Origin of the sequence: Meiothermus rufus DSM 22234 (assembly GCF_000423425.1) — a bacterium.
Classification (GTDB): domain Bacteria; phylum Deinococcota; class Deinococci; order Deinococcales; family Thermaceae; genus Meiothermus; species Meiothermus rufus.
In genome coordinates, this window is record NZ_AUHY01000011.1 from 46,777 (window position 1) to 62,883 (window position 16,107).

Sequence of the window (16,107 nt, forward strand, 5' to 3'; positions counted from 1 at the left end):
AATGCGCATCCCGGTTTATACCCAAGCGGTGTAGAAAAGCCTCCCACTCTCCTAGCACGACCCCTACACCACCCCCTATCCGCTTCGATAAATAGTCGTCCCGGGGCAGCCGCCTGTGCACTCTAATCACTTCTTCAGGGCATCGCGGATTTCCCGAAGCAACACAATCTCTTCTGGCGGGGCCGCCGGTACGTCAGGGGCCTCGGTCTTCTTACGCATTTCTTGTAGCTTGTTCATCGGTGTAACCACGAAAAAATAAAGGGCAAAGCCAATCATCAAAAAACTCACCACCGCATTGAGGAACTTACCCACGTTCAAGGGGCCCAGCTTTAAGGCCGAGAAGTCGGGAGCACCAAACACCAGGCCAATGAGAGGGGTCAGGATGTCAACCACCAACGAGTTGACAATCGCACCGAAAGCCCCGCCGATAATCACCCCTACAGCCAGGTCGATCACGTTTCCCCGCAGGATGAATTGCCTGAATCCTTCCCACATACAACCCTCCAAACGAATAAGGCCGTCCTTGGTGCTGAGGGGATTTTTCTTTTTCTGGGCGACCCAGAGCCAATCTAAGCCTAGGGTGTTTAGGCGTCAAGCCCCGCCCTTGACGCCAGGCCCTTTTACTCCCCACAATCGGGGGGTGAAGGCCTTTAAGCCCCATCTTCAAAAACTGCCTAGCTACCCCTATCAGAAAAGCGAAGCCCCCATCAAGCTCGACCAAAACGAAAGCCCCTACGACCTACCCCTCGAGCTCAAAAAGCGGGTTTTGCAGCGCTTGCAAGAGCTGGACTTCAACCGCTACCCCGACTTGCACGCCGAGGAGGTGCGCCAGCGGCTGGCAGCTTTTTTAGACTGGCCTGCAGAAGGGCTGGTGGTGGCCCCGGGCTCCAACCTGCTCATTCAAATTCTGGCCCAAGCCGCAGAGCAGGTGCTGGACACCGCACCCTCTTTCCCCCACTATGCCTTTTCCGCCCGGGTAGCAGCCACACCCTACCGGGCAATTCCCTTAGGGGCCGACTTTGCCCTGCCGCTAGAGGCTTTGCTCGAGGCCCTCGAGGCTGGCCCGGGGGTGCTGTTTTTGCCCAACCCCCACGCCCCCACAGCCCGGCTCTTCAGTGAAGGGGAGGTTCGGTGCCTGGCCAAAAAAGCAGCCCAGACCGGCTGGCTCTTGGTGCTCGACGAGGCCTACCACCAGTTCGCCGGAACCGACAGCCTACCACTGGCCCGAACTAACCCCCACGTAGCCCTTTTGCGCACCTTCTCCAAGGCTTGGGGTCTGGGGGGAATTCGGGCGGGGTACCTAGTGGCCGCCCCCGAGGTTTGCCGGGTAGTGCAAAACTTTGTACCCCCTTTCGGCCTGCCCGCGCATACCGCCCAGGTTCTGCTAACGGTGTTGGAATCGCCTACATATGTGCAAAATATCGTGCAGACCTTGGTGGCCGAGCGGGAAAAGCTTTTGCGCGCTCTGCAAACCCACCCTACCTGGCAGGCCTACCCCAGCCAGACCAACTTTATTTTGCTGCGCACCCCAGATGCCGAGGCCGCCTATCAGGGGCTCTTACGTCAGGGCATTTTGGTGCGGCGGCAGGATCGCTACCCCGGCCTGGAAGGCTGTATTCGGGTCTCGGTAGGCACCCCGGAGGAAAACCAGCGTTTTTTGCAAGCCGCCTTTGCCCTAGCCGAGGTACCCCATGCGTAGCGCCAGTGTAGAACGCCACACCGCTGAAACCCAGATTCGCCTGCGCTTAGACCTGGATGGCCCTGTGGAAGGGGTTATCCACACTGGGCTGGGCTTTCTGGATCACCTGCTGCTGGCCCTACAGCGGCATGGGCGGCTGGGGCTGGCGGTGGAAGCCCAAGGCGACTTAGAGGTGGACGTGCACCACCTGGTGGAGGATGTGGGCATCGTGTTGGGCATGGCCTTACGCCAGGTGGTAGGAGAGGGAAAAGGCCTCGAGCGCTACGGCGAGGCCACTGTGCCCATGGACGAGACCCTGGTGCAGGCGGTGCTGGATATCTCGGGCCGGCCTCACCTGGCTTTCGTCCCGGAGGAGTTACCCATCGCGGGCAGCGCAGGAGGACTCAACGCCTATCACCTGCGGGAGTTTCTGCGCGGGCTGTGCAATCACGCGGGCCTTACCCTACACCTGCGCCTGCTGGCGGGGCGGGAAGCCCACCACGTCCTCGAGGCTAGCTTCAAGGCCCTGGCCCGAGCCCTTTACCAGGCCACCCGCCTGACCCGCGATGACCTCCCCAGTACCAAGGAGCTGTTGTGAAAACCCTGCTCATCGACTACGGCTCGGGCAACCTGCATAGTGCGGCCAAGGCCCTGCAGGCTACCGGCTATGCGGTGACGGTTTCCGCCGACCCGGGTGAGGTGGCCCGCCACGACCTACTGGTGCTACCCGGCCAGGGCCACTTTGGCCAGGTTATGCGCTCGTTTCAGACCTCGGGCTTTGAGGAAGGGGTACGCCGGCACATCGCTTTGGGCAAGCCCTTTCTGGGGATCTGCGTGGGCATGCAGATCCTCTTTGCCGGTTCGGAAGAAGCCCCCGGCGTGGCCGGGTTGGGGCTGGCCCCAGGCCGCCTAGTGCGCTTCCAGGCCCGCCGGGTTCCCCAGATGGGCTGGAATACGGTGGCCTACCCGGCTTTGTTTGCCCACCTCTCGGGCCGCTACTTCTACTTCGTCCACTCCTACTACGCCCCTGTGGGGGAGGGCAGCCTCGGCCTAGCCGAGTACGAGGGCACCCGCTTTACCGCCCTTTACGCCCGGGAAAATCTGGTTGCGCCACAGTTCCACCCAGAAAAAAGCGGGGCGGCGGGGCTGGCCTTGCTCGAGGCCATCCGGGCCTACTTCCGCACCCTCTAGCTAGCGGGCCTGGAGCAAATCCTCTTCGGTGATCAGCCGCCCCTGCCCCCCCACCGCGGTAGCCGCCAAAGAGCCGGCCAGGTTGCCCAGACGGGCCGCGGTGAAGGGGTCTTTGCCCTGCAGGATGGCATGGGCAAACACTGCGGTAAAGGCATCCCCCGAGCCGGTGGTGTCTACCACCTCCTCCAGCGGGTAGGGCTCGATGAGTTCCTGGCGGGCCGGGGTCACCACAATGGAGCCCAAAGCCCCCACCTTAACGATAACGGTCTCGAGGCCCCAGCCCCTGAGGGCACTCACCCCGTCGCTAATGGAGGAGGCCCCGGTCAGGGCCAGCAGCTCTACCTGGTTCATCAGCAGATACGGAACCCCCCGCAGGATGCTCAGCAGTTCTTTACCCGCAGCCCGCACCGCTCCGGTTCCCAAATCAACGAAAATGGGCAGCTCGCGCTTTCGGGCCGCGTCCAGCACATGGATGGCGTACTGTCGCTGAGGCCCCCCCACAAAAGCGTAGGCCGAGATGACCACCCCGTCGACCGGATCGAGCATGCGGGCCTTAAACTCGGCGGCATCCAGGTAGCGGCTGGCCCCTCCGGTGGCAATCATGGCCCGTTCACCGCCCGGCACCAGCAGAATCAGAATAGACGAGGTGGTCTGTTCGGGGTCGGTTTGCAAATACTTGAGGTCGACCCCCACCCGCTCCACCTGGGACAAAGCCACGCTGCGGAAGGGGTCGTCACCCACCCGGCTAGCCAGGTAAACCTTGTTACCCAAGCTGGCCAGGTGGGCGGCCAGGGTGCCCCCCGCTCCACCGGGCTTCATCAGGGCCCGCTGGGCCGAAACCTCCTCCCCCGGCTCCGGGATTCGCTCGAGAAAATAGATTAGGTCAACCGATACATCCCCTACGACAAAGAACCGCATTCAGGCCTCCCAGCCTCCTCTACCGGCTTGCAGGATTGGTCTAAGTTTAGCCGCTTGCCCTGCTGGTTGGGTAGTAGCCTACCCCAACCTTATGAGAAATCGCTAACAAAGCTTAGCCTATTTTTGTGAGGATTTGCTCAAATTGCGGCAAACCCAGGGCCTCACCCCGTACCGAAGGCGCAAGGCCCAAAGCCTCCAAAGCCTGGTCTACCCGTGCGGGGTCGTAGCCGGCAGCCTCGAGGGCATTGCGCAAGGTTTTGCGCCGCTGGGCAAAGGCCGCTTCAATCAGGCGGAAGAGCGCGGGATGATCGGGCTTGTGGTTGGGGGTCAGACAGACCAGCGAGCTATTGACCTTCGGCGGGGGAAAGAAGGCCCCTGGCGGCAGATCCAGCACCCGGCGGACTTGGGCGTGGTACTGCACCCGCAGGGAAAGCAAACCGTAGGCCGGGCTGCCGGGTGAAGCAGTCATGCGCAGGGCCACCTCTTTTTGCACCAAAACTACGATGCGGCGGAAGCGCCCCGACAGGAGCAGGCGGGTAATGAGAGGGGTGGCGATGTTGTAGGGCAGGTTGCCGGCAAAAAGGCTCTGAGGAGGCACCTGGTGCCAATCAAAAGTCAGGGCGTCGCCCCAGAGGACCTCCACCTCGAGTCCAGCCAGGGTTTCGGCATACAGAGGGGCTAGACGGCGATCCTTTTCTATGCTGAAGACCCGCGCTCCGGCCCGGGCTAGGGCCTGAGTGAGGGTGCCCAGACCGGGCCCCACCTCGTAGACCGTTTCGCCGGGGGAGAAACCCACCGCCTGCACGATTTTCTCCAGGTAGCCCTGTTCTACCAGAAAGTTCTGCCCAAAGCGCTTGTCGGCCCTAAGGCCGTAGCGCTGCAGGAGATCGCGCACGGTAGCGATAGAGGTGAGCTTCACGAACTAAAGGCCGGTACCCACCGGCGGGATTTCCACAATTTCCCACTCCAGCTTATCCTCGTCCAGGATGAGCTCGAGGTACTGGTTTTGATCCAAAGCATCGATCAGCGCCAGCTTATCTTTGACCAGGATACCGTTTTTCATCACGGTATGGCCATACACCCCGAAGCGGTAGCCCATGCGCTCCACATAATCCGCATTGTGAAACCACCACTCCTTGGCCTCGCGCCCGCTGTAAAACAGCTCATCGTAGGTTTGCAGCCAGGGCACCGGCCCCACGTGGGCGAAATTGACCCTGTAGAGATTGAGCTCAGTGGGAAAGCTGCGGAACCAGTTCTTCAGCTCCTCCGGCAGTTCCACACCGCCTAGCTCGGGGTGGAACTCCTTGTGCTCGAGGTGGGCATTCCCTAGGACCATTTCCCCAGTAAGAACGGCGTGGTCGTGGTTGCCCAGCAGAATGGTGATATGCTCGGGAGCGGCTTCCTGAAAACGCTTGATGCGCATGAGCTCGCGTATTTGGGCTCGAGCCGCCATGCGTAGGTGGTCGGGGTTATCGGGGTCGTAGTCTTCCAGACCGGTCAGGCGGCGGTAATCGGCCAGCAGCTTAGGGTGCACCAGGTCGCCCATCAGCACCACCCGGTAAACACCCCGTCGCAACGGGTCGGAAGGCAACCAGTCCTCCCCCACCGCGTAGGAATTCTTCAAGGCCCGCCACAGCTTGGCGAACTCGGCATGCAGGTCTCCGATAGCGATGACTTTAATCACAAATACCCTCTGCTCACGAGGTCTGCCCCTTTAGCAAAGCCCGCAGCTCGCCGTAGAGTTTACGGGTTTCGTCGGGGTTTTTGCCATACCCCCCATACTTCATCACAATCTGGGCGGCCTGTTTGCCCAGCCCGGCCTCCTTGAGGCGCTCGAGCAAGCGGTCAATCAGCTCCTGAGGTTCGGGCTTGCCCTCGGCAGGAGGCGGGCTTTCCCTGCGGCTAGGCTCGCGCGGGGAAGGAGTGGCCTCGAGGCTCACCTCTGGCCGTTCGAACCGGCCCGTCTCGGGGTCGTGGTTCACCCACTGCTTGTCCAAACGGTACAAAAAGCGGCCAATACCGAATTTGACCGCAGCCCGCTTGAGAGCGTCGGAAAAAGCCGCCTTTAAGCTATCTCCCTCACCCACATCCTCTTTGGTCACGTCCATCACTGTTAGTCGGCACTTGACCGCGAAGTTGCCCTCGTGGGCATAGAGCACCTCGTAACTGTCCTGCCAACCGTGGGTGCCCACCACCTCATCGAGGCGATCCAAAACCGCTCGAGCATCCACGTAGGGCACCACCAAAGCCCGTTTCTTATCCTTGGAAAGTGCCTCCACCCGCCATTGCAGCTCCTCAGGGGGGAAGGGCTCGCCGAGCATCTCCCAGATATCGTTCATTGGGAGTTATTTTAGCAGTTAAGGCTGTTCTTAAGCTTCCTCACATGCCTATTGGACAGGAAACAAGTACGGTAAAAATCATGAAGAGATGGCTTGCGCTGTTGGTGTTGGCTTCGGTAGCCCTGGCCCAGATTCGTGTCACCGTGGAAACCCCTCCCCCACCCACCCTGGTGGTGGGAGCGGAGGTGCGCATTGGGCTGGTGCCAGGGGTAGTGGTGCTGGAGCGGGTACCCGAACCCCAGGGAATTCTAGTGGTCTACCGCGGCAGCCGGGTGGCCGAGGTGTATGCTCACCACCACCGTGACCTGGTGGCCCGGGGTTGGACAAGGGTCAAGTATCAGGTGAAGGATGGCCGCCACCAGGCAGAGTATCGCCGGGGCCGGGCTAAGGCTAAGCTGGAGGTGCGAGAGCACAAGGGCCGTATTGAGGTTCGGGTGAAGGAAGGCTAGACATGGGGAGCGGCCCCGGCTACACTATCTAAGGCCTGGGGCCGTGGCGCAGCTGGGAGCGCGCTTGAATCGCACTCAAGAGGTCGGGGGTTCGAGTCCCCTCGGCTCCACCAACGCAGAATCCGGGGGCAAAAACCCGGATTTTGTTTTTGTCCTGAAGGGCTTTTCATCCCCTAGAGTCAACCGTCAACAACACTGCGAACTAGCCTGAACAGGCCAACAACCCCGAAGGGTTCATGGTCACAGCCATGACGAAACCCCCGGCTTTGGTCTATGCTCAAAAAACCGAGCTCGCCCACCCAGTCCAGGTACGCCAGAGCGCACCCCCCAGGGCAAATAAGCCCAGCAGGGGAAGAGGGGGCAATCTAGCCAGCAGGAGTCCCAACGCCAGGAGGGCGACGAGGACCTCGGCCCACCCCACCAGGGTTTCGCGCCCCAGCAGCCATAGCGCCCAGGCGATGAGGCCCAGTGCGGCCCCGGAAGCCCCCCTCAGAAAAGCATCGGCCAGGGGATGCCCCTCCAGGCGATGCAGGAGGCCAGCCGCCAGAAAGGTAAACCCGAACGACGGCAGAAAAATGCCCAGGGTTGCAAGGGTTGCTCCGGGAATACCCGCGGCCAGGTAGCCGGCGGCTGTGGCGGTGGTCAGGAGGGGGCCCGGTGTCACCTGGCCCAGGGCCAGGGCATGCAGGAGTTCATCGGAGCGGAGCCAGCCCTGGCGAACCATTTCCTGCATCAAGCCAATCAACACATACCCCGAGCCAAACAGGGTGGAGCCTACCAGCAAAAAGAACCAGAACAGGCTGAGGGGCTCGAGGCTCAGTAACCTGGTGGCCTTACCCAGCATGACCAGTAAGCCCACCAGCAGCACCACCGCCCATTCCACCAGGCCCAGTCCGGCCAGCCCAAACCCTGCCAGGGCCAGCACCCAGGTCAGGGGGTTTTGGCGTGGATGCGGCAGCAAATCCCCCAGGGCCTGGGCAATCAGGGCCACCACGGCCAGCTTAAGCCCCAGAAACGCGCCTTGCACCAGCGGGAGCGAGGCGGTCTCCTGGTACAAGGCTACCAGCGCCAGGGTGACCAGCGCCGCAGGCACAATGAAGCCCAACCCGGCCAGCAGCAAGCCCCAGCGCCCACCCCTGGCGTAGCCCAACAGCATCGCGGTTTCGGTGGAGTTGGGGCCAGGAATCAGGTTTACCGCCGCCAGCATTTTCAGGTACTGCTCCTTACTCACCCACTTGCCCTGGCCCACCAGCAAGCGTTGAAAAATGGCCAGGTGGGCAGCAGGGCCGCCAAATGCGGTCAGGCCCAGCCAGGCAAAGGTTCTCAGGATTAACCAGGGCATGGCCCTAGTGTATGCCCTAGAGTCAGCGCGTTGTCTTGACCCACAGCGGTCTCAGTCGGTATTGTTGGCAGCGTATCGAAAGGAGGTTTCATGAATCCTATAAAAGCAGTGGGCCTTATAGCGGCACTAAGCCTGGGCAGTGCCCTAGCCCAAGACCGCACCCAGACCCTGATATACGGTGGGGACTGGTCGGATCTGATCACCATGGACCCCCAGATCTCCTACGAGTTCTCCGGGGGCTTGGTAACCGACAACCTGTATGAAACCCTGGTCAAGTACGAAGGGGCCGATCTCTCCACCCTGAAGCCGGGGCTGGCCGAAAGCTGGAAGGTGGAGCGGGGCAAGGATACCTGGGAGATCACCTTCCGTCTGCGCCGGGGCAGCAAGTTCTCCAGCGGCAACGAGGTGACCGCCAAGGATGTGGTCTACACCTTTGAGCGGGCTTTGGCGTTGAAGGGGCCGGGTTCCTTCCTCTTCACCGAGATTGCCCAGCTCAAACCAGGGGCCACCCGCGCAGTGGACAACTACACGGTGGTGGTCAGCATTCCCAAGACCGCTTCTCCGGGCTCCTTCCTTTCGATTCTGACCTTCAACATCGGTGGCATTGTGGACTCCGAGACGGTGCAGAAGAACGCTAAGGGCAACGACTATGGCCGGGAGTGGCTCACCAACAACTCGGCCGGCTCGGGGCCTTTCCGCCTGGTGCGCTGGGATCGGGGCTCGCAGGTGTTGCTGGAAGCCAACCCCAATGCCCGCATCAAGCCCAAGCTGCAGCGGGTTATCCTGCGCGAGATCAAAGAGCCTGCGGTTTTGCGCACGGCCCTCGAGTCGGGCGAAATCGACATCGCTGAGGGCCTGACCCCTGAGGCCCTGCGGGCGCTGGCCGGCAACCCGCGCTTCCGCACCCTCAAGGCCGACAGCCTGCGGCTCAACTACCTGGGTATGAACGTCAAGGAGGGGAGCCCCTTCGCCAACAAGCTGGTGCGCGAGGCGGTTCGCTACAGCATCAACCAGGATGAGCTGGTGAATGGGCTGGTGCAGGGCAACGGCACCAAGATTCAAACCATCATCCCCAAAGGGCTGCTGGGCTACGACCCCCGCACGCCCTACAACTTCGACCCGGCTCGAGCCCGCCGCTTGCTGGCCCAGGCTGGCTACCCCAATGGCCTCGAGTTCGAACTCCTGGTGAGCACCGGTATCTGCGGCGGCGGCATTCCCTGTGCCGATATCGCTGCCAAGGTGCAGGCCGACCTGGCCAAAGGGGGCTTTAAAGCCAATGTGAGGGCCATCGCCAACGCCGAAGTGCTTCGTACCTACCGGGCACAAAACCACCAGATGGTGCTGGTTGGCTGGAGCCCCGACTTCCCCGACCCTGACGGCAACGCCACCCCCTGGGCCGACTTTGCCGCCCGCAGCATTGCCTGGCGTAACTCCTGGAACGACCCCACTGCGGCCCGCCTGGCTAACCAGGCTGCACTGGAAACCGACCCGACCAAGCGGGTTGCCCTTTACCGGCTTCTGACCGACTACGTGCTGAAGAATGGCCCCTACGCGGTACTCTATCAGCCCGCCGTACCGCTGGGCCTTTCGGCCAAGGTAGAGGGTTACGTGCGTAACGCCCAGGGCCAGGTGCGCTTCGAAAACATTAGCAAGCTGCCCTAAAGAAGCACCACAGAGGATAGCTGGTAGGGGCCGTGCTGTATTGCCGGTACACGCACTTACCAGCTATCCAAAGTTCGGTAGTTCCAACCTCGAGGCCTTGAGTAGCCTTTATGTTTTCTTATCTGATCCGCCGCCTCTTCTTCGTAGTTTTTGTTGTTTGGGGGGTAACTTTTGCCACTTTCTTTATCGCCAATGTGGTGCCGATTGACCCGGCGATAGCCGCTTTGGGCGATAATGCCCGTGAAGAACAAATCCGGGAATTCCGTGAGCGCTACGGTCTAGACAAGCCCATCTGGCAGCAGTACCTCATCTACATGGGCCGCTTGCTCTCCGGCGATCTGGGCAACTCCCTGCGTACCCAGCGGGCCGTGGCCGAAGACTTGAAGGAGTTTTTTCCAGCTACCCTCGAGCTTTCTGTAGCTGCTTTTCTGGTTACCCTGTTGCTGGGTGTGCCCGCTGGCATTCTGGCTGCTCTCCAACAAAACAGGGCCACCGATGTGGCGGTGCGCGTGCTGGCTTTGATTGGCGGAGCCACGCCGGTTTTTTTCCTGGCCGTATTGCTGCAGTATGTGCTGGCCCGCCAACTCGACCTGCTGCCGGTGCAGGGGCGGCTGGACGGTTTTTCCATTCCCCCACCGCGGGTAACGGGGCTGGTGGGGCTCGATGCCTTGCTGGCCCACGATTGGTCGGTTTTTGTAGACTCCCTACGTCACCTAGTTCTGCCAGCTTTTGTCTTGGGCTCCTTCTCGGCAGCGGTGCTGGCCCGCATGACCCGCGCGACCATGCTCGAGGTGCTCGCACAAGACTACATCCGTACCGCCCGGGCCAAAGGGGTAGGGCCTCGAGCAGTGATCCTGCGCCATGCCCTAAAGAATGCCTCCCTGCCCATCCTGACCCTTTTGGGAAGCCTGCTAGGGGGGCTGCTCTCCGGGGCAGTGCTCACCGAGACCATCTTTAGCTGGCCAGGCATCGGCCGCTACGTAACCCAGTCGGCCACCAGCCTGGATTTTCCGGCGGTGATGGGGGTAACACTGCTGGTGGGTCTGGTCTATGCCCTTATCAATCTGGTGGTAGACCTGCTTTATGCCTTCCTCGACCCGAGGATTCGCTACGCCTGAACCATGTCTCCTGCAATCAAAAACCCCTCCCTACGCCCACTTAGGCGCTTCATGCGAAACCCCGGTGGGCTTTTGGGCCTAGGTCTACTGCTTTTGTTGATGGCGGTGGCCCTCCTGGCCCCGGTTATTGCTCCCGATCCCATCCAGCAAAACATCGCCCAGCGCCTCCAGCCCCCCTCAGCTGAACACTGGCTGGGCACCGACCAGCTCGGGCGGGATGTGTGGGCCCGGGTGGCCCATGGAGCGGGTATCTCGCTGCGGGTGGGGTTTGGGGTGGTCTTGCTGGCGGTGTTGCTGGGGGTAACAGTCGGCCTGTTGGCGGGCACCCTGGGTGGGGCCTGGGATAACCTGCTGATGCGCCTGACCGACATCTTTTTTGCCTTTCCCTCCCTGATTCTGGCCATGGCTATCGCGGCAGCGCTGGGGCCCAACCTCAACAACACCATTATTGCCGTGGCCCTGGTGAGCTGGCCCATCTATGCGCGGCTGGTGCGGGCCAACGTGCTGGCTTTGCGCGAGCGGGAGTTTGTGGAGGCGGCCCGGGCTTTAGGGGCCTCGAGGATCCGGCTCATGCTGCGCCACCTGTTACCCAATACCCTTACGCCCATTTTTGTCCAGGCTAGCTTCGACGTGGGCGGGGCCATCCTGACTGCGGCTGGGTTGTCCTTCATCGGGTTTGGGGCCCAACCCCCCACCCCCGAGTGGGGAGCCATGGTCTCCGAAACCCGTAGCTACATCGCCGAGGCCATCTGGGCCCCCACTGCACCGGCCATGGGCATTTTGCTTACCGTGCTGGCTTTCAACCTGCTGGGCGATGCGCTGCGCGACGTGTTAGACCCTAGGGCCAGGGACTAAAGGGCTAGAGCCCACCACAACCCAGGGGAAGCCTGGGGGTTTGTGTTACGTGCCACTCTCCTGAGGAAAGCTGCTGGGCCTGATAGTAGATGTGACCCGGGTTTTGCTGGTCCCCTGAGGCTAGGGCCACCTCGAGGGCCACGCACTGCTCAGGGCTGGCCCGCAGCGTGTAGACCTGGCCCCGCTGGGGTATCTCTGCCAGGGTAAAGCCGTCGCTCAGGCTGACCCACTGGTGTAGCCGGATTTCTACCCGACAGCCCTCGGTGCCTAAGGGTTGCAGGGCCGTGACCTGGCCCGTAGCCGTGTAGCTTAGGTAGGGCACAGATTTCTCGGCGTGAGCCCGCTGGTGCAGCCACCAGCTACCCAACGCCAGTAGCGCCAGGACAGCAATACCCCCCAGCTTCCAGCTTGTGGACAAGGTCACGCTTCCATCAAACCGTACCGAGGCGCAAAAAAAGTGTGTACGGGTTAAAGCCAGGCTTCATCTCCAGGGGCCAGCAGGACAACCCCATTCAATACGAGGGTTGATATTCCCCCCACTCCTCCCGCAGCACACCGCAGATCTCTCCCAGGGTGGCTAGGCGGCGGAAACTTTCCAGGATGTAGGGCATCAAGTTTTCCCGACCCCTAGCAGCCTGACGCAGGGCCTCGAGGGCGTTTTGCACCGACTGCCCATCGCGCTTGGCCCGGAAGGCTTGAATCTGGGCTTTGCGCCGTTGGGCCAGCTCGTCGCTGATGCGCTGGACGGGTGTCGGTTCGTTGAGGGGGGAGTGCGGGTTGTTGAAGCGGTTGACCCCCACGATAATCCGCTTGCCGCTTTCCACCTGGCGCTGGAACTCCCAGGCCGACTCCTCGATCTCCTTCTGGAAAAAGCCAGCCTCCACCGCGGCTACCGCGCCGCCCAGCTTGGCAATCTGATCCAGATAATCCTGCGCCTCGGCCTCGAGCTTATCGGTCAGGTGTTCCACATAGAAACTGCCTCCCAGAGGGTCGATGGCCTGGGTAATGCCCGACTCATAGGCCAGAATCTGCTGGGTACGCAGGGCCAGCAGGGCGCTTTTCTCGGTGGGGAGGCCCAGGGCCTCGTCGTAGGCGTTGGTGTGCAGGCTCTGGGTGCCGCCCAGCACCGCAGCCAGGGCCTGGTAGGCCGTGCGCACCACGTTGTTGAGGGGCTCCTGGGCGGTGAGGGTGGAACCGCCAGTCTGGGTGTGGAAGCGCAGCATCCAGCTTTTAGGGTCGCGGGCCTTGAACTCGTGGCGCATGATGCGGGCCCACATACGGCGGGCCGCACGGAACTTGGCCGCTTCTTCCAGAATGTCGTTGTGGGCGGCAAAGAAAAAGGAAAGGCGCGGGGCAAAAACATCCACATCCAAGCCAGCCTCGATGGCCGCCCGCACGTAGGCGATGCCGTTGGCTAGGGTAAAGGCAATTTCCTGGGCCGCAGTCGAGCCCGCTTCGCGAATATGGTAGCCGGAGATGCTAATGGTATTCCAGCGGGGCACTTTCTCCGCACAAAAGGCGAACACATCGGTAATAAGCCGCATGGAGGGGCCTGGGGGGAAGATATAGGTACCACGGGCGATGTACTCCTTGAGAATATCGTTCTGGATGGTTCCCCCCACCTTGTCCCAGCTCACCCCCTGCTCTTCGGCCACCAACAGGTACAAAGCCAGCAACATGTTGGCTGGGGCGTTAATGGTCATGCTGGTCGTAACCCGGTCGAGAGGAATGCCCTCCAGCAAGGTGCGCATGTCCTCGAGGCTGGCGATGGAAACCCCAACCTTGCCCACCTCGCCCACACTCAGGGGGTGGTCGGGATCCAGCCCTAGCTGGGTGGGCAGATCGAAGGCTACCGAAAGCCCGGTCTGGCCTTGCGAGAGCAGGTAGCGGTAGCGAGCATTCGACTCCTCGGCGCTGCTAAAACCCGCGTATTGGCGCATGGTCCAAGGGCGCTCGGTATACATTCGAGGGTAGACCCCCCGGGTAAAGGGGTACTCCCCAGGGCGGCCCAAGCGTTCCTGGTAGCCCTCGGGCAGCGATTCAAAAAGAGCTTCAGCCACGGCCTGCATACACCCTCCTCAGAAGATCAGGTACAGCAACACCAACACCAGCGCGGCCACCCCAAAGATAAGCAGCAGAGGAGGTAGCAGAAGAGAGTAGGCCGCAATCACCAGGGCAACAAAATCCTTCCAGTCTGGCTTTATTTCGCCAGAAGATGGTTTGGGGTCTTGCATGCTTTAGATTGTAGCTCTTCGATAACCCCTGGCCTAGTCCTGTAAAATGGGGTTTCTGTGGGCTCTATTCTTCCATAGTTCCTGATTCACACCTGACACCGTGTGCTTTTTGCGCGTATACTAGTCCCAGTGTTTAGCGGCCCAAGCCAACAGGAGGATTCAGCGTGAAGGCCCGTGCAATTGTGGTGACTTCGGGAAAAGGTGGCGTAGGGAAGACCACCACTACAGCCAATGTGGGAGCAGCATTAGCTAAGTTGGGCGAGAAAGTGGCCGTGGTGGACGTGGACGTGGGGTTGCGCAACCTGGATGTGGTGATGGGCCTCGAGGGCCGGGTGGTCTACGACCTGATCGACGTGATCGAGGGCAAGTGCAAGCTGCGCCAGGCCCTCATCCGCGACAAGCGCATCGAAGGGCTGGCTTTGCTGGCGGCCTCACAGACCCGGGACAAGGAGGCCCTGGATGCGGAAAAGTTTCGTCAGATCGTGAAGGCCTTGCTGGAAGAAGAGGGCTTCGACCGGGTCTTGATCGACTCACCCGCGGGCATCGAGAAAGGCTTCCAGACTGCGGCTACGCCAGCCGAGGGGGCTTTGGTGGTGGTAAACCCGGAGGTCTCGAGCGTGCGCGATGCCGACCGGATCATCGGGATGTTGGAAGCCCGGGAGATTCGGGAAAACTATCTGGTCATCAACCGCCTGCGCCCCAAGATGGTACAGCGGGGCGACATGCTCTCGGTAGAGGACGTGGTAGAGATTCTAGGCATCAAGCCTATCGGCATCGTACCCGAAGACGAAGCTGTGCTGATTGCCTCCAACCAGGGCGAACCTCTCGTGCTCAAAAACGGCTCGGCAGCAGGCAAGGCTTTCCTCGAAATTGCCCAGCGGGTGCGGGGCGAGGAAGTGCCCTTCGCCCCTCTGAGCGACTCCCCCGGGTTTCTGGGCACGCTGCGCCGGCTTTTTGGGGGTAGGTGATGTGGCCCTGGCAACGCAAAAGCAAAGACACCCTAAAAGAACGCTTGAAGCTGGTGCTGGCCTACGACCGTGCCCAGCTTAGCCCGGGCCTGGTGGAGCAGCTTAAACAGGATTTGTTGGCGGTGCTGAAACGCTATTTCCCTGACGAAGAAAACATCTCTGTTCAAGTGGAAACCATGGACGACAAAATGAAGCTTCAGGCCGATGTGCCTATTCACAAGTAGGCAAGGCTTTACGTCGCGCCTTTGCGCACCAACCACCTGAATAGTGCCAGGAAGCGGAGGTCCTGCTCGAGCAGCCACTCAGGGTGGAACTGCACCCCTACCCCAAGACCCTCCTGCGATTCCATCGCTTCCACCATCCCGTCCACGGCCCAGGCCACTGCCTGCCAGCCGCGAGGTACCTGGCGCACCCCCTGCCGGTGAAAGCTATTGACCTGTGTGGGGTACTGTAGGGTGGCCCCAAGCCAGCTTTCGGCGGCCCACTTCAGGGGGTGGGTGGGGTGATGTGGCGCTTCGGTCTGGTCATGCTGCACCGTGCCAGGCTCTAGGAGTTCTACCGGAGGTCCTCCTTCGGCTTCGACCAGGGTCTGGAAACCCCGGCAGATGCCCAGCAGCGGCAGGCCAGCGGCCCGCGCGGCCTGGATGAGCGCCACCTCGTAGTCGTAGCGGGGGGGGTTGGTCTCCCGCAGGCTGGGGCGGGCTCCCTGGGCGAAGAAGGTGGCCCGATTCCCACCCCCACCGCTCAGCAGAAGCCCGTCCAGGCCCTCCAGCACAGCCCAGGGTTCGGCGGCATACTCGGGGTGGGTGGGCAGCAGCACCGGCACCCCCCCGGCTTCCCGCACGGCTCGGGTGTACTGCGCGGTCAGGCGGTAGTGCACCTCGAGGGCCTGGGAGGACGCGGGCTCGAGGCCGGTGTGCACAGTGATACCGATAAAGCGCCTCATGAACTGGAAGCCAGCAAATGGCAGGCGGCCTGGTGGCTTGGGCTGAGGGCCACCCAGGGCGGGGCCTCTTCCTCGCAAATCCGACCTAAGTACACTCACGATAGACTTTTACAGTGGGAAACTTTCGGTACATTGAGTTGAGCCAAGAAGAGGATGAACAACTGCGGGCTATCGAGCAAAGCCCCCACATGAACAAGAAGGTGAGGCTGCGCAGTCAGATGATTCGGTTGTCGAACCAGCGTTGGGAGATGAGCCGGATTGCCGGGTATGTCGGATGCCACGTGCGGACGGTTGGCGCAGCGCTGAATGCCTGGGTAAGCCGGAAGTTCGAGGGACTGGCGGATCGTCCCCAGAAAGGCAATCGGCGCAAACTCCACGCAGAGGCCTTGCAGTTTATGCGGGATAAG

Annotated in this window: 20 protein-coding genes and 1 tRNA gene; 11 read left to right on the top strand and 10 right to left on the bottom strand. The window is 61.5% G+C overall.

The features are described from left to right. Window positions 1-126: 126 nt before the first annotated feature. Window positions 127-495 (bottom strand): large conductance mechanosensitive channel protein MscL, encoded by a 369-nt coding sequence (mscL, locus tag G552_RS0103270; RefSeq protein WP_027881725.1) that lies wholly within the window; start codon window positions 493-495, stop codon window positions 127-129. Between the two features lie 145 nt (window positions 496-640). On the opposite strand from mscL, the gene G552_RS0103275 reads away from it, so the two are divergent. Genes G552_RS0103275 through hisH form a run of 3 tightly spaced genes read left to right on the top strand, consistent with a single transcriptional unit; the run spans window position 641 to window position 2,869 of the window. Then, window positions 641-1,699, top strand: coding sequence for a pyridoxal phosphate-dependent aminotransferase (locus G552_RS0103275; protein ID WP_027881726.1), 1,059 nt, complete (start codon window positions 641-643; stop codon window positions 1,697-1,699). Beyond that, window positions 1,692-2,276, top strand: a complete 585-nt coding sequence (gene hisB, locus G552_RS0103280; protein ID WP_027881727.1) for an imidazoleglycerol-phosphate dehydratase HisB — start codon at window positions 1,692-1,694, stop codon at window positions 2,274-2,276. Before G552_RS0103275 ends, hisB begins: the two co-directional genes overlap by 8 nt. Beyond that, the gene (gene hisH / locus G552_RS0103285; protein WP_027881728.1) at window positions 2,273-2,869 is read left to right on the top strand and encodes an imidazole glycerol phosphate synthase subunit HisH; all 597 of its coding nucleotides are present in this window, start codon (window positions 2,273-2,275) and stop codon (window positions 2,867-2,869) included. The genes hisB and hisH overlap by 4 nt, the downstream gene beginning before the upstream one ends. On the opposite strand, the gene G552_RS0103290 is transcribed toward hisH, so the two are convergent. The 4 genes from G552_RS0103290 to G552_RS0103305 form a co-directional block, all read right to left on the bottom strand. Further along, entirely contained in the window at window positions 2,870-3,787 is a 918-nt protein-coding gene (locus G552_RS0103290; protein ID WP_027881729.1) for a carbohydrate kinase family protein, read from the bottom strand. 112 nt (window positions 3,788-3,899) lie between these two features. Continuing rightward, complete coding sequence (rsmA, locus tag G552_RS0103295; protein ID WP_027881730.1) at window positions 3,900-4,706, bottom strand: 16S rRNA (adenine(1518)-N(6)/adenine(1519)-N(6))-dimethyltransferase RsmA; 807 nt, start codon at window positions 4,704-4,706, stop codon at window positions 3,900-3,902. Window positions 4,707-4,709: 3 nt separating this feature from the next. After that, entirely contained in the window at window positions 4,710-5,468 is a 759-nt protein-coding gene (locus G552_RS0103300; protein ID WP_027881731.1) for a metallophosphoesterase, read from the bottom strand. A gap of 16 nt (window positions 5,469-5,484) precedes the next feature. Then, on the bottom strand, window positions 5,485-6,126 hold the full coding sequence (locus G552_RS0103305; protein ID WP_027881732.1) for a Rad52/Rad22 family DNA repair protein: 642 nt from the start codon (window positions 6,124-6,126) through the stop codon (window positions 5,485-5,487). Between the two features lie 80 nt (window positions 6,127-6,206). Between G552_RS0103305 and G552_RS0103310 the strand changes: the two genes are divergently transcribed. Next, on the top strand, window positions 6,207-6,575 hold the full coding sequence (locus tag G552_RS0103310) for a hypothetical protein (protein ID WP_027881733.1): 369 nt from the start codon (window positions 6,207-6,209) through the stop codon (window positions 6,573-6,575). Between the two features lie 37 nt (window positions 6,576-6,612). Further along, a tRNA-Ala gene (locus tag G552_RS0103315) sits at window positions 6,613-6,688 on the top strand. Between the two features lie 164 nt (window positions 6,689-6,852). Here the strand turns inward: G552_RS0103315 and G552_RS14665 are convergent. After that, the gene (locus G552_RS14665; RefSeq protein WP_051195659.1) at window positions 6,853-7,917 is read right to left on the bottom strand and encodes a chromate transporter; all 1,065 of its coding nucleotides are present in this window, start codon (window positions 7,915-7,917) and stop codon (window positions 6,853-6,855) included. A gap of 90 nt (window positions 7,918-8,007) precedes the next feature. Here G552_RS14665 and G552_RS0103325 point away from each other — a divergent pair, with 90 nt between their 5' ends. The 3 genes from G552_RS0103325 to nikC all read left to right on the top strand — a co-directional run bounded on the left by G552_RS0103325 (window position 8,008) and on the right by nikC (window position 11,552). After that, window positions 8,008-9,579, top strand: coding sequence for an ABC transporter substrate-binding protein (locus tag G552_RS0103325; RefSeq protein WP_027881734.1), 1,572 nt, complete (start codon window positions 8,008-8,010; stop codon window positions 9,577-9,579). A 110-nt stretch (window positions 9,580-9,689) separates the two neighbouring features. After that, window positions 9,690-10,697 (top strand): ABC transporter permease, encoded by a 1,008-nt coding sequence (locus tag G552_RS0103330; protein WP_027881735.1) that lies wholly within the window; start codon window positions 9,690-9,692, stop codon window positions 10,695-10,697. Window positions 10,698-10,700: 3 nt separating this feature from the next. Beyond that, window positions 10,701-11,552, top strand: coding sequence for a nickel transporter permease (gene nikC / locus G552_RS0103335; protein WP_027881736.1), 852 nt, complete (start codon window positions 10,701-10,703; stop codon window positions 11,550-11,552). A 4-nt stretch (window positions 11,553-11,556) separates the two neighbouring features. Here nikC and G552_RS0103340 read toward each other — a convergent pair whose 3' ends face one another. From G552_RS0103340 to G552_RS16470, 3 genes are all read right to left on the bottom strand, one after another. Further along, window positions 11,557-11,976 carry a hypothetical protein gene (locus G552_RS0103340; RefSeq protein WP_027881737.1) on the bottom strand — a complete coding sequence of 140 codons (420 nt, stop codon included), beginning with the start codon at window positions 11,974-11,976 and terminating at the stop codon, window positions 11,557-11,559. Window positions 11,977-12,064: 88 nt separating this feature from the next. After that, on the bottom strand, window positions 12,065-13,621 hold the full coding sequence (locus tag G552_RS0103345; RefSeq protein WP_027881738.1) for an acyl-CoA mutase large subunit family protein: 1,557 nt from the start codon (window positions 13,619-13,621) through the stop codon (window positions 12,065-12,067). A 9-nt stretch (window positions 13,622-13,630) separates the two neighbouring features. Next, window positions 13,631-13,786 carry a hypothetical protein gene (locus G552_RS16470; RefSeq protein ID WP_169447867.1) on the bottom strand — a complete coding sequence of 52 codons (156 nt, stop codon included), beginning with the start codon at window positions 13,784-13,786 and terminating at the stop codon, window positions 13,631-13,633. A 164-nt stretch (window positions 13,787-13,950) separates the two neighbouring features. Between G552_RS16470 and minD the strand changes: the two genes are divergently transcribed. Both minD and minE read left to right on the top strand, forming a co-directional pair. Beyond that, complete coding sequence (gene minD, locus G552_RS0103355; RefSeq protein ID WP_027881739.1) at window positions 13,951-14,754, top strand: septum site-determining protein MinD; 804 nt, start codon at window positions 13,951-13,953, stop codon at window positions 14,752-14,754. After that, the gene (minE, locus tag G552_RS0103360) at window positions 14,754-14,978 is read left to right on the top strand and encodes a cell division topological specificity factor MinE (RefSeq protein ID WP_027881740.1); all 225 of its coding nucleotides are present in this window, start codon (window positions 14,754-14,756) and stop codon (window positions 14,976-14,978) included. The genes minD and minE overlap by 1 nt, the downstream gene beginning before the upstream one ends. Window positions 14,979-14,986: 8 nt before the next feature. Here the strand turns inward: minE and G552_RS0103365 are convergent, their stop codons facing one another. Then, a complete protein-coding gene (locus G552_RS0103365; protein WP_027881741.1) occupies window positions 14,987-15,700 on the bottom strand; it encodes a gamma-glutamyl-gamma-aminobutyrate hydrolase family protein in 714 nt (237 codons plus the stop codon). Between the two features lie 113 nt (window positions 15,701-15,813). Between G552_RS0103365 and G552_RS0103370 the strand changes: the two genes are divergently transcribed. Further along, window positions 15,814-16,107 (top strand): helix-turn-helix domain-containing protein (locus tag G552_RS0103370; protein ID WP_027881742.1); only part of this gene is annotated, 294 nt, incomplete at its 3' end.